Here is a 12,899-nt window from a genome sequence, read left to right on the forward strand (position 1 = left end):
CTAACCGCTTGGGGCTCAGCGAGGGATTTTTTTTCGATGAGTGAGATTTTCGACCTGTTTGGGGACCCGGTTCCCGAAGGCTGGGGCAAGCGCGGTCGACCGCAGCACATAGCGACTGCTGCAAATCGCAACAAAGTCAACATGTTGCTGGCCTTAGGCTGGAACAATGAGCGGATCGCTCGCGCGCTGAGCATCACGCCGCCGACTTTGCGGAAGAATTATTTTCGCGAGCTCAAGTTCAGGGACGAGGCGCGGGACCGCTTGGATGCCCGGACCGCCATGCTCTTCTGGACGCAGTTCGAGGGCGGGAGTTCGGCGGCCGGCAAGGCATTCCGCAAGTTCGTCGAGCATAACGACCTGATGCTCTACGGGCAGACGTCACGACCACAGGCGGAAGAGAAGGCCCCGAAGCTCGGTAAAAAAGAGCAGGCTCTGGTTGATGCGCGGCGGCCGGATACCGGATCGACGCTCGGCGATTTGATGGCACGCCGCCAGGAGCCGGTGCGGCACTGAAATGTGGGACCTCAGTTGCGTTGACTGGGAAGACCGCATGCGGGATGGGCGGTCGCTCATCCCGGATGATCTGGCGCTGAATGAGGCAGAGGCCGAAATGGGGCTCGCCTTTTTCGACGCGCTGCCCTTGCCGGATGGCCTCGACGAAATGACCTTGGGCCAGGCGGCCGGGCAATGGTTTCGAGACCTCGTGCGTGTGATCTTCGGATCCTGGGACCCAGCAACTCGCCGGCGCGCCATCCGCGATTTCTTCGTGATGGCACCGAAGGGATCGTCGAAGACTACCTACAGCGCCGGCCTGATGCTCACGGCGATGATGATGAACAAGCGCCACAACGTCGAGGCGCTGTTTGTCGGCCCGACGCAAACGATATCTGACCGCGCCTATGATCAGGCGACGGCGATGATCAGTAAATCACCTGACCTTCAGCGCCGCTTCCACCGCAAGGATCACGAGAAGACGATCCAATGCCTGGTCACGAACTCTGAACTCAAGGTCAAGACGTTCGCCCTCGACATTCTCACCGGCGCGATCGTGATCTTTGCCCTGGTCGACGAACTGCACCTTCTCGGCCGCAACCAGCACACGACGAAGGTGCTGCGCCAGATACGCGGTGGCCTCGACAAGACGAACGAAGGCGTGTTGCTGATCACGACGACCCAGAGCGACGAAATCCCGGCCGGTGCGTTCAGGGATGAACTGCACATGGCCCGCAAGATCCGCGATGGTCAGTACCGCGGCAAAGTCATCAGGTCGATGCTGCCGGTGCTTTACGAGTTCCCGACTGATATCGCCAAGGACAAAGACAAATGGGGCGACTCGGCCAACTGGCCGATGGTGATGCCGAACCTCAGCCGATCAATACACCTTCACGACCTGATCCCGGATTGGAACTCCGAGCGCGAGAAGGGCGACAAGCCGACACGCATCTGGGCTTCGCAACATCTAAACATTGAGATGGGCGTCGGTATGAAGACCGACGGTTGGCCTGGTGCCGCTTATTGGACTCACTCCGAAGATGAGACGATCACGCTGCAGTCTCTCCTTGAGCGAAGCGAAGCCGTCGTCGTCGGGATAGATGGTGGCGGCCTAGACGATCTTTACGGGCTGTCGGTGCTAGGTCGTGAACCAGCGGAGATCGAGGTCACGATCAAGATCGCCGGTCAGGACATCGTCATCAAGATGAAGCGATGGCTCTGCTGGAGCCACGCCTGGTGCCACCGCGGCGTGCTCGATCGTCGCCAGTCGATCGCGACGAAATTGCTGGACTTCGAAGCGGCTGGCGAGCTCACCATCGTGGATGACACGATTGTCAGTCTCGCCGAGAGCATCGGCGTTATTCGGCAAGTGAATGATGCGGGCCTACTTGCCTGTGTCGCGGTTGATGCCGAAGGGCCGTATGGCGAGCTCGTCGATGCTCTTGCCGAACTCGAAATTACCCAAGAAGGCGGTCAGGTCGAAGGCGTTGGGCAGGGCTACAAGCTCATGAACGCCATCAAGACGAGCGAAGGCCGATTGTCGAATCTAATGCTGACGCACGCGAAGTCCGGATTGATGGACTGGTGCGTTGAGAACGTGAAGATCGAGCCGACCGCGACCGCGATCCGCGCGACGAAGCAGAACGCCGGCGATGCCAAGATCGACCCGGTGATGGCGCTTTTCGATGCGGTCAGTGTGATGGTGAAGAACCCAGAAACGACGGCTCCCGCAGAAATTTTTGCGCTCTGAAAGGCGAATAAATGAGGTCGGTCCCACTGATCCCGCGCCGTTCTGAGCCAATGGTGCCGGCCAACGACGACGAGGCGAAGGCGGTCGATTTTTCGCCGGAGATGTGGTCGGCAATCAATGGTGGCTGGGGACTGCCGACAAAATCGGGCGCCCAGGTGTCGACCTCATCTGCGCTGCAGACGACTTCGTTCCATCGGGGCATCCTGGTCATTGCGGAAGGCATCGCGCAGCTGCCCGTCGAGCTCCATAAGCGAAGCAAGAAGGGCACCGAACCGGCGATCGACCATCCGGCCTATGACGTCCTGCTTCACCGCGCCAACAACCTGCAGGATTCCTTCCAGTACTGGCGCACCACGCTGATGCACGCCGCCGGGGCCGGCAACGGCGTCTCCTACAAGGTAGAACTCAACGGACAGCTGAAGGAGCTGATTCCGGTTCGGCCAGAATGCGTGTCGATCAACCTGCCGAACCAGTACAACTATGTTACCTACGACCTCACCTTCGAGGGCGGCGGGTTCGCGACTGTCGGTTCCGACCAGGTGCTGCATCTTCGTGGCCCTTCGTGGTCGCCGTACAAGGGATTGGACCCAGCGGTTGTCGGCCGCGAAGCAATCGGTCTGTCGCGTTCAATCGAGGAGACGCAAGCCAAGTTGCACGCCAATGGGGCGCGTCCGAGTGGCGTCCTCGAGAGCGAGCAGAAGCTGAACAAAGCCCAGATCGATCTCCTGCGCACGCAGTGGCAGGAAAGCTTCAGTGGGGCGGCGCAAGCCGGCATGACGCCGGTGACGGCTGGCGGCTTGAAATGGAAACAGATCGCGCTTAGCGGCGTTGACGGCGAGCACCTCAACACCAGAAAGCACCAGATCGAAGAAATCGCCCGACTTCTGGGTATCTTCCCGATCATGCTGGGGCATGCCGGCGATCAGTCACCGACCTTCGCCAGCGCTGATGCCTTCCTCGAGGCGCATGTTCGCTACTCGCTTCAGCCCTGGATCAAGGCAGTGCGGTCTGGCGTGGAAACGCAGATCCTAACCAAGGACGAGCGCGCCGAGGGCTACTACTGCCGAATCGATACCTCCGAGCTGCTGCGCGGCTCGCTGAAGGATCGGACGGAATACTACAAGGCCGGTCTGGGGACGAACTCGTCGCCTGGCTGGCTGAGGCCGAACGAGGTCCGCGAGGACGACGGCTGGAACCCGGACGAAGATCCGAAGATGGATGAGGTCTGGCAGCCGGCCACGATGGCGCCAACTAGCCAGGAGCAGGGGAAGCCCGGGCCAACGGAAACCAAGTCGGCGCCTCGGACACTCTACGTCTGCCGCCATCTCATCAACTCCGACGCCTTCCTGAAATGGGCCCGCGGCCAAGGCTTCAAGAACACGCTGCCGGCCGACGAGCTGCATGTGACGATCGCCTACAGCCGATCCCGGCTGGACTGGATCGCACTCGGCGAGAACTGGATCCAGAACAGCAAGGGTACTCTGACAATCGCGCCGGGCGGTCCTCGTGTTGTCGAACCAATGGGTAAGGAAGGCGCCGTCGCCCTGCTTTTCGCGTCGACCGACCTTTCCTGGCGCCACATGGCGATGCGGGAAGCCGGCGCTTCATGGGATTGGCCGGAGTACCAGCCGCACGTCACCATCACTTTCGACGCCGGCGACCTCGATCTCTCGAAGGTTGAACCCTACCGCGGCGAACTGAAGTTCGGTCCCGAGATCTTTTCGGAAATTGATGAGCACCGCGCCGACAGCGGCCCAGCGACGGAGTGATCTGACATGGAAATCGGCTGCATCGGCGCGGCGTTCGAGGCGAAGTTCGCGGACAGCGATGCCGCACCTGGTTCGTTCGAGGGTTACGCCGCGGTGTTCGGCAACACCGATAGCCATGGCGACGTCATCGAACCTGGTGCCTTCGCGAAATCGCTGCTCGATCGCCAGCGCGAAGGCCGCTCTCTGCCGCCGATGTATAAGATGCACGGCGCCATGACTGGCAACCGTCACGAGCCGATCGGCGTCTGGGATGCGATGTCGGAGGACCCGAACGGACTTCATGTCAAGGGCCGTCTCATCGGTCTCGATACCGAGCAAGGCAAGTGGAACCAGGCGCAGGTGCGTGAGGGCGGCTTCAAAGGCCTGTCGATCGGCTACCGGGTGCCGCCGCATGGCGCGAAAAATGGCACCGGTCGCCCCGGCGAGCCGAAGCGGTTTATCAAGACCGCCACTCTGCGCGAAGTTTCACTGGTCGACGATCCGTCCAATGTCCTGGCCCGGATCTACGCCATGAAGTCGGCGGACGACGAGAGTTTCGCCGACGAGATCAAGACCGTTCGTGAATTCGAGAGCTTCCTACGGGACGTAGGCGGTTTCTCGCATGCTGCCGCCAGGGCTATCGCCGCTGACGGCTACAAGGCTCAACTGGACCCTCGGGATGAGGACAGGGAAAGCGTCGTCACGGCCATCATTTCCGAGGCCGCAAACCGCATCCGGGCTCTCTAAGCCCTTCATTCAAAGGACCATCCACATGAGAATCTCCACCATGCTCATGGTGGCGAGCGCGCTTGCGCTCGCCGTCACCGCCGCGATCGCGCCAGACGCTGTCGCTGCCATCGTTGCTTTCGCCCAGACCGAGCACACCGGCTCCGGAATGATCATCGCCTCGGCCGCGGCCGCCGCGATCGACCCCGAGGAGCTCAAGAAGGCGATCAGCCCGGTCATGACCGCCTTCGAGGAGTTCAAGCTCACGAACGACAATCGCCTCAAGGAGATCGAGAAGAAGGGTGCTGCCGACGTCATCACGACGGAAAAGCTCTCCAAGATCGAGACCACGCTTCAGCAGTACGAGGGTCTCAATCAGAAGCTGACCATGGCGGAACAGCAGGCCAAGGCCGCCAAGGAAGCCGCGGAGCGCATCGAGGTCGCGCTTGCCCGGCTTCCCGCCAACGACCGCTCCCGCAAGGACGGCGACGAAGCCAAGGTCATGTTCAACAACTGGTGCAAGGCAGTTGTTCGCGCCCACGCCGTCGGCGTCGTCAATCTCTCGACGGACGAGCAGAAGGTGCTCGCGGATGTCACGGCGGAAGCCAAAGCCCTCAACGTCGGCACCGACACCGCTGCCGGCTATCTCGCGCCGACCGAATACGTCCGCGAGATCATCAAGGCGGTAACCCTGTCAAGCCCGGCCCGCGGTCTCGTCCGCGTCCGCAACACCGCGAACAAGGCGATCCAGATCCCGAAGCGCACCGGTCAGTTTGCGGCTCGCCGCATCCATGAAACCGGCACGAAGACGGAAACGACCGGCCTCACCTACGGCCTGGAGGAGCTGACGGCACCGGAGATGTACGCTCTCATCGACATCTCCAACCAGATGCTCGAGGACTCCGCTTTCGACATGGAAGCCGAGATCCGTGAGGAATCGGCGGAGCAATTCTCCGTGAAGGAAGGCGGCGAGTTCGTATCCGGCACCGGTGTCGGCGAATACGAAGGCATCCTGACCAACGGTTCAGTCGCAGAGACGGTCTCCGGTAGCGCGGCGACAATCGCTGACGCCGACGGCCAGGCCAATGGTCTGCTGACGCTGAAGCATGCCATCAAGACGGCATATGCGGCGAACGCGACCTGGATCATGAACCGCACCACGATCGGTTCGGTCCGCAAGCTGAAGGATGGCCAGAAAAACTACATCTGGATGCCGGGCATCGCGCAGGGCAAGCCGAACTCGATCGACGGCGATCCCTATGCGGAATTCCCTGACATGCCGTCGGAAGGTGCCGGTCTCTATCCGATCGCTTACGGCGACTACCGCAGGGCCTACACGATCGTCGATCGTATCGCGATGGAGATGCTTCGCGATCCCTATACCCAGGCGACCAGCGGCAACATCCGCTTTATCTTCCGTCGGCGCACCGGCGGCAAGGTCGTCCTCGCCGAGGCCATCCGCAAGCTGAAGTGCTCGACCTGACGGCTGCGCCGTCTCGCTTCTGAGGAAGCATCCGGGGTCCGTGCTTCGCGGACCCCCGTCACCCCTCCCTTTAACTCCTCGATCTGGAGAGAAAAATGGACGACCTTTACAGCTCCTACAAGACGCAGACGGCCATTGCCGCCGTCGCGGTCGGCACCACTGGTACCGGCAAGACCGGCAAGATCATCGACCGCAAGGGCTACATCGGTCCCGTGCTGTTCGACATCAGCTATGGCACCATCACGGCAACCAACGCGACACTGACCGTCACGGTGAAGGAAGGCGATGTCACCGGCACGCTGACCTCCGTCGCCGACGCCGACCTGATCAACACGGAGGCTCTGGCCGGCATCGGGGCGACCGGCACGCGCACCTCGGGCACATCGAAGAACGTCGCCAAGAAGATCGCCTACAAGGGCGCGAAACGTTACGTCCAGTGCAACATCAAGTCGACGGTCACCGCCGGCCCGCCGATCTCGGTCAACGCGGTCCAGCGCGCCGCCAGCGCGCCCGCCTCCTAACGCATCCCAGCGCGCCGGGTTCACTCGGCGCGCCCTTTCCTTGCCCTGTCCGACAACAGGATTCCGACATGAACATCCAAACTGCACCTGGCGAGCTCGCCAATGGGGAACGCCAGGTCGCGCCGACGATCGACGGCATCCGCCGCGATCATACGGCACGCTACGAATTCGCGGCCAAGCTGCTGGGCAAGTGCTCGCGCGTCATCGATCTGGCCTGCGGCGTCGGCTACGGTTCGGCGATACTCGCAGATGCCGGCCATACCGTCGTCGGCATCGACCGCAGCGATGCGGCGATCGACTATGGCAAAGCCCATTTCAGGCGCGGCAAGGTCGCGCTGCGCGCCGGCGACGTCATGGAAGCCGAAGGCTACGAACGCAACTCGTTCGACGCCGCGGTGTGCTTCGAGACCATCGAACATCTCGCCGATCCTCTACCGATGCTGAAGGCGCTTCATACTGTGGCGCCCCGGCTGGTCGCCAGCGTACCCAACGAGACCGTGTTTCCTCACCGCGGCAGGATACTGCACCACCACCGGCACTACACCCGTGCCGAGTTCGCCGAGCTGCTCGAAAGCGCGGGTTGGTGCATCACCGGCTGGTTCGGGCAGGCCGGTCCGGAATCGGAGGTGGAACCCGACGTCGAGGGGCGTACCATCGTCGTTGTGGCGGCACGCGCGGGGAGGCGCAAGAGCGTAGCACCCAAGTCCGTGGTCGCTCCCGTCATGCATGCGGAACCTATACCTGGTCACGTCCTGATCCTGGGCCTCGGGCCTTCGCTCGAGGGTTACGTCGATATCGCGAAACGCCTCGGCGGCCGTCACGCCTTCTGCGATGAAGTCTGGGGCATCAATGCCGTCGCCGGCGTCATCCAATGCGACCGCGTCTTCCACATGGATGACGTCCGCATCCAGGAGATCCGTGCAGCGGCCCGCCCGGAAAGCAACATCGCCAGAATGCTGGACTGGATGCGCCGGCATCTCGGTCCGATCTATACGAGTCGGCCACATCCCGATTACCCGGGCACCGTCGCGTTCCCGCTCGAAGCGGTGATCAACTCGTGCGGCATCGCCTATTTCAATTCGACGGCGGCCTATGCGGTGGCCTATGCGGTGCACATCGGGGTCAAGCAGATCAGCCTGTTCGGCTGCGATTTCACCTATGCGCGGGCTCATGACGCCGAAAAGGGCCGGGGCTGCGTCGAGTTCCATCTCGGCATCGCCAAGGCCAGGGGCATCGAGATCGGCTTTCCCGCGAACACATCCTTGATGGATGCGGCAGCACCGATCGAGGAGCGGATCTACGGTTACGACACCATGACGCTCGATTTCGACGGCGGCGGCGATGAAGCCGTCAGGGTGACGATGACGCCGCGCGAGTGTTTGCCGACCGCGGACGAGATCGAGGCTCGATACGATCACGCCAAACACCCCAACCCGCTCGTGAAGAGCTAACTCTGACAGACGGCGACCGGAGGATCATGTTCCATGGCAGCGGCAGAACTACTTGCAACAGGCTCGACGGCGGCGAGCTCTAGTGACCTCACCGTTGCAGCCGGCACTCCTGTCACCGTTGGGCTGAAGGGTTATGCCGCCGCCGCGCAGGTCTACATCTACCTCAAGGATGACGCCGGCGCATACAACCTGGTCGGGCAGCTCACCGCCTATGCGTCATCGACACTGATCTCCGCTCCTGGCGCGTATCGCTTCACGCGAGTCGCCGGCGCGACCTGCGGCGTTTTCAGTGCGTAGGCTATTTGAGCCGCTGTTTTCGCCTGTGGCGCGCCCTGCGATGGGGCAGCATGGCGGCAGCATTTATGTTCAGCCGCTAAATCGCTTTACGCACGACATTGATTTTGTCGCGGCGACTGTCAAGGGCGGCACTCAGACTTACGGCAACAACACGAATGACGGCAGGTTCTTCCGTGATCCAAACAACGTCATGGCGACCTTCGTCCCTGACGCGACAGGACTTCTGATAACACAAGCGTCCTCTGGTCTTCGTCGGACCACCAAAGGCCATTGCCAGTACCCGACGTTTTCTTCCCGCGCCCTCTGGAATCGTGATTTAACAAACGTCGCGTGGACCAAGACGAACGTCACGGCGACGAAGAACCAAACCGGGGCGAACAACGTAGCCAACGCAGCGACAAGCATCGCAGCAACCGCCGATGGCGGCACTGTATTACAAAGTCTGACCTTCGCACAGAACAACTTGGTTCTTCAGGTAGACATCAAACGGCTAACCGGCACCGGCACGCTAGAAATGACGGTCGATAACGGGGCAACATGGACTGTCATCGCTGACATCACTTCGTCGTATCAGCTTAAATGGATCACGCAGAATACGGTAACAAACCCGATCTTCGGCTTTCGTATCGGCACGAGCGGCGACAGTTTCGCAGTCGATTTCGTCCAACTCTTCGCTCCCGTGAATGTCGGGATCAATATCCCGCAGCAGTACCGCGTTCCTACCACCACGGCCACCCAGACACCGGGGCAATCCCGACCGACAGCCGATCAAGCCGACCTCGGCCCACTCATACTTGTTGCCCGTGGTGCTTTCGCCTTTTATTGGCAAGGAATGTCTGAGCGTTCTGCAGGCGGTGGCGGCATCATTACGGGAGCGACCGGCATCTTCTGCACGATCCTGTCGGATGGTGGTGTCTCCTTTGCCGCCGTCGGGGCAACGGCCCAGACAGCAGGAGGCGTGTTCAACTTCGGTCTTGGTAACGTCAACAAGGTTGCCGGATATCTGACGGCAGGCGGCGTCATCAAAGTGGCCTGCAATGGCGTTGTTGGCTCCAACACAGGGGCTTCACTCGAGGCCGCGCTCACCCACTTCGATCTCGGGACCAATGGTGCTGGCGGTCGGTCAATTTACGGTTTCACTGAGCGTTTCGCGATGGGGTCAAGCCTGACCTTCACTGATGCAGAACTTCAGGAAATGACAACCTAAACATTACCGCTCGTGAAGGGCTAACCCTTGAAAGGACAATCCCATGTCAGAAATGAAAGCAGTTTCGGTCCTCATGTCGGTTCGCGTCGCCGAAGTTGGCAATCTGCACGGCCGCGAGATCATCAAGGGCACCGATGACGAGGTTCCTGCCGAGCTCTTCAAGGACCTCGAGGCAGCTGGCTATGTTGCCGAGATCGGTAGCAAAAAGAATGTCGCACTGCGCGATGATGGCCCCACCATCGCCGAGTACGTGGCTGCGGGCTATTCGGCATCTGAATACCCGCCGAAGGGCTATGCCTCGCAAAGCACGCCTGAGGAAATCGCGGAAGCTGTGAAGGCGGCTAAGGCGGCCGAGAAAGCCGCAAAAGCAGCCGCCAAGAAGCGCGATGCCATCCTGGCGGACCTGGCTGGCCTTTCCGACGATGACCTCGCAAATGTCGTCGACGCCGAGAAGATCGCCGTCGTCGACGGTGACAGCAAGGAAGTCGTTGTCGGCAAGATCGCCGACGCCCGCATGGCGGCACAGGGCTGATCCATGCATTCCGTCCTGGTGGTCACTACGCCGGCGAGTGACCGCTCGCTGCTGACCCAAGCCGAACGTCGCGAAGCGATCGGCGTGACCGATTCCAGCCAAGACACTAGGCTTGCGGCGCTCGATCTGCGGCTTGGCGCTGCCATCATGGCGGAATGCTGCATCGCGATCGGCGCCGGGGCGGAACCGACGTTGCTGCAGGAGACGCTTACCGAGACCTTCCGCGGCGTCGATCGAGCCGCGCTTCAACTATCGCGTCGGCACAACATCGAGATCACCAGCATCGTCGAGGACAGCGACACGCTGACTGCCGACGACGATTTCATTGTCCATCCCGAATCCGGCTTAGCCACTCGACTGAGCGATGACATCGCCCAGCGCTGGTGCGCCACGAAGGTTGTCGTCGTCTACAGAGCCGGCTTTGTCACCGTCCCCGGCGATCTCAAGCAGGCCGCTATGGACTTCATGCGACTGGCGTGGGCCGAAGGCAAACGGGATCCTGCGCTGAAATCCGAGGTCATCGATATCCCTGATGTCCGACGCGTTGAGCGCGGCTATTGGGTCGGATCCGTTCCAGGCCAGTCCAATGAGGGCGCGGTCCCGGACATCGTCGCCGGCCAGCTCACCCGATTCCTCAATGTTTTGGTGGCATGATGGACAACCCCGGCATCTACTCGCTTGGCGATCTGACGATCACCACCGCGCAAACCCTTATTGGCGATGCGGTCGTCAGCTTGGACGGCATGCTGGCTGCGGCACTGCAGCTGCGGCTCGCCTACGGTTCTGGCGGCACAACCATCCGTGCCTATGTCCAGTGCTCTGCCGACGGCGGGACGACCTGGTACGACGTCGCCAGCGTTCTGTTCACCACGGCTTCTGAGGTCGCGCTCCTCAATCTGTCGGCCCTGACGCCGAAGACGACACAGGTTAGTCCAACCGATGGGGCGCTGGCCGATGATACCGCAGTCGACGGGCTGCTGACGGACCGTATGCGGGTCAAGGTGGTTTCGACTGGCACCTATGCCGGCCAGACCGTTCTTTCCGCGAGGGTTGTGGCGCGGTGACGACGTCGGCAGAGCTTATCGCCGACCTCGATGCTGCGCTGCTCGATGCTGGTGAGGATGCCGTTCTACGTCGACTGACGCTCGGCCCGAATTCGATCCAGATCCCGTTCGACGCCGACGTCCGCGCCTCGATCCGGCCGCTGAAGCCGGAGGAGCTCGTCGGCGCCATCGACCAGACATGGTCGCGCGTCATCCTGAGCCCGACCGACATCAACCGGGCTCAATTCCGGCTGCCGATCAAGAAAGGCGACAAGATCGTGCAGGACGGCAAAGTCAGGAACATCGAATTCCCGAAGCACATCCGGGTTCAAAACACGCTCGTGCGAGTCGAGCTTATGGTGGGCGGCTGATGGCTGGCTTCGAGTTCTTCGAGCGCGATCTGAAGCTCGCGACCGCCGGCATGGAGCCGGACGCGATCAATGCTGCCTTGGCGAAGTTCGCGAGGGAAGAACTTGCACGGGCGATCGCGGGGGGCGCGTCACCGCAATATGATCGCTACGTCAACAATACGCCCGGCCTGCCGGAAGAGGCGGTCAAGGCACCCGGCTCAATCCTCTACGTGTTCTCGAACTGGCCGCTGGTCATCAACGCCGTTGTGGCTGAGCTGGTGAATAGGAGCCCACGCCGCTCCGGCCGGTTTGCATCGTCGTTCATTGTCATCGTCGATGGCCGCCCGACGGTCGAATATGCATCGATACCGAGCGAAGCCGAGGTCATCATCACCAACTTTCAGCCCTATATCCGTAAGGTCGAGGGCGGCCTGTCCGGTGTTAAGCGCCGCCGCGTCTTCGATGGCACCAAGAGCGCCATGAACGGCCGGTTCCGCGGCGCCTTCAACTTCGAGACCAGATTCCTGAACATCTCCGCCGGCGTGCATCCGATGATCCCTTACGTCCTGAAGGGCGGCACCCCGCTGCAGGCTGCGGCGCAGAACAACCGCTCCAGCGCCTTCCGCGCTGGTCGTGCCACCTTGTCGCGGCGCGCGGATCGTGCTGCCGGCCAGCCGATTACCTATCCCTCGATCGTGATCAACGCGCTCTGATGTCCAGCCTTACAACTTACGACACCGTCGAGCAGTATCTCACCGCGCAGTGGACGACGACGCTGATCGTCTTCGAGAACATGCCCGACGAACTGCCCGATGATCCGGAGCATTTCGTCTACGTCGAGATCTTCGGCGATTTCTTCGACCAGGCCTCGATCGGCGCCGAAACGCGCTCGGCCAACCTCTGGCGCGAAGTCGGCCAGCTCTACCTGCACGTCATGACCAGGAATGGCATCGGCACCAGGCTGGCGCGGCAATACGCCGGCCAGCTGATCGACCTGTTTCGCGGGTTGGAACTCGGCACCGTGAACTTCCTTGAGGCTTCGCTGGGCGCCGGCGAGCCCGGCACGATGAAGGCCAACTATTACGCCATGACCGCAACCATCAACTGGCAAAGGGACGAATGACATGCTCAAGGTTTTGAAGGCGTTCAAAACGAGACTGCAGCGCTTCAAGGTCGACGACGAGATATCGGAAACCGCCGACTTGTCGCCGCTTACCGTCGAGGGCCTGACCGACAAAGGGTTTCTCGCCGTGCCGCCGGCGTTGAAGCCCGCGAAATCCCAGTCGGCCGAATAACCAC

At 61.5% G+C, this 12,899-nt stretch carries 16 protein-coding genes; all 16 read left to right on the forward strand.

What is annotated here, in order from left to right:
* Positions 1-36 precede the first annotated feature (36 nt).
* Positions 37-513 (forward strand): hypothetical protein, encoded by a 477-nt coding sequence (locus AC0L14_RS32680; RefSeq protein WP_473751976.1) that lies wholly within the window; start codon positions 37-39, stop codon positions 511-513.
* A 127-nt stretch (positions 514-640) separates the two neighbouring features.
* Positions 641-2,242, forward strand: coding sequence for a terminase large subunit (locus AC0L14_RS32685; RefSeq protein WP_473751978.1), 1,602 nt, complete (start codon positions 641-643; stop codon positions 2,240-2,242).
* Positions 2,243-2,253: 11 nt separating this feature from the next.
* Positions 2,254-4,011: a phage portal protein gene (locus tag AC0L14_RS32690; protein ID WP_473751979.1), complete on the forward strand. Its 1,758-nt coding sequence runs from the start codon at positions 2,254-2,256 to the stop codon at positions 4,009-4,011.
* 6 nt (positions 4,012-4,017) lie between these two features.
* On the forward strand, positions 4,018-4,737 hold the full coding sequence (locus tag AC0L14_RS32695; RefSeq protein WP_473751981.1) for an HK97 family phage prohead protease: 720 nt from the start codon (positions 4,018-4,020) through the stop codon (positions 4,735-4,737).
* 25 nt (positions 4,738-4,762) lie between these two features.
* Positions 4,763-6,199: a phage major capsid protein gene (locus tag AC0L14_RS32700; protein WP_473751982.1), complete on the forward strand. Its 1,437-nt coding sequence runs from the start codon at positions 4,763-4,765 to the stop codon at positions 6,197-6,199.
* 95 nt (positions 6,200-6,294) lie between these two features.
* Positions 6,295-6,720 carry a hypothetical protein gene (locus AC0L14_RS32705; protein ID WP_473751983.1) on the forward strand — a complete coding sequence of 142 codons (426 nt, stop codon included), beginning with the start codon at positions 6,295-6,297 and terminating at the stop codon, positions 6,718-6,720.
* 68 nt (positions 6,721-6,788) lie between these two features.
* Positions 6,789-8,171 carry a class I SAM-dependent methyltransferase gene (locus AC0L14_RS32710; protein WP_473751985.1) on the forward strand — a complete coding sequence of 461 codons (1,383 nt, stop codon included), beginning with the start codon at positions 6,789-6,791 and terminating at the stop codon, positions 8,169-8,171.
* Between the two features lie 33 nt (positions 8,172-8,204).
* Complete coding sequence (locus AC0L14_RS32715) at positions 8,205-8,468, forward strand: hypothetical protein (RefSeq protein WP_473751986.1); 264 nt, start codon at positions 8,205-8,207, stop codon at positions 8,466-8,468.
* A gap of 40 nt (positions 8,469-8,508) precedes the next feature.
* Positions 8,509-9,675: a hypothetical protein gene (locus AC0L14_RS32720; protein WP_473751987.1), complete on the forward strand. Its 1,167-nt coding sequence runs from the start codon at positions 8,509-8,511 to the stop codon at positions 9,673-9,675.
* Positions 9,676-9,718: 43 nt separating this feature from the next.
* Complete coding sequence (locus AC0L14_RS32725) at positions 9,719-10,207, forward strand: hypothetical protein (RefSeq protein WP_473751988.1); 489 nt, start codon at positions 9,719-9,721, stop codon at positions 10,205-10,207.
* A 3-nt stretch (positions 10,208-10,210) separates the two neighbouring features.
* Positions 10,211-10,861, forward strand: coding sequence for a hypothetical protein (locus AC0L14_RS32730; protein ID WP_473751989.1), 651 nt, complete (start codon positions 10,211-10,213; stop codon positions 10,859-10,861).
* The gene (locus AC0L14_RS32735; RefSeq protein WP_473751990.1) at positions 10,858-11,271 is read left to right on the forward strand and encodes a hypothetical protein; all 414 of its coding nucleotides are present in this window, start codon (positions 10,858-10,860) and stop codon (positions 11,269-11,271) included. Before AC0L14_RS32730 ends, AC0L14_RS32735 begins: the two co-directional genes overlap by 4 nt.
* The gene (locus AC0L14_RS32740) at positions 11,268-11,621 is read left to right on the forward strand and encodes a hypothetical protein (protein ID WP_473751992.1); all 354 of its coding nucleotides are present in this window, start codon (positions 11,268-11,270) and stop codon (positions 11,619-11,621) included. The genes AC0L14_RS32735 and AC0L14_RS32740 overlap by 4 nt, the downstream gene beginning before the upstream one ends.
* Positions 11,621-12,313 carry a hypothetical protein gene (locus tag AC0L14_RS32745; RefSeq protein WP_473751993.1) on the forward strand — a complete coding sequence of 231 codons (693 nt, stop codon included), beginning with the start codon at positions 11,621-11,623 and terminating at the stop codon, positions 12,311-12,313. Before AC0L14_RS32740 ends, AC0L14_RS32745 begins: the two co-directional genes overlap by 1 nt.
* Positions 12,313-12,723, forward strand: coding sequence for a hypothetical protein (locus AC0L14_RS32750; protein WP_473751994.1), 411 nt, complete (start codon positions 12,313-12,315; stop codon positions 12,721-12,723). Before AC0L14_RS32745 ends, AC0L14_RS32750 begins: the two co-directional genes overlap by 1 nt.
* 1 nt (position 12,724) lies before the next feature.
* On the forward strand, positions 12,725-12,895 hold the full coding sequence (locus tag AC0L14_RS32755; protein ID WP_473751995.1) for a hypothetical protein: 171 nt from the start codon (positions 12,725-12,727) through the stop codon (positions 12,893-12,895).
* Positions 12,896-12,899 lie beyond the last annotated feature (4 nt).

Source organism: Mesorhizobium sp. WSM4841, assembly GCF_055811515.1.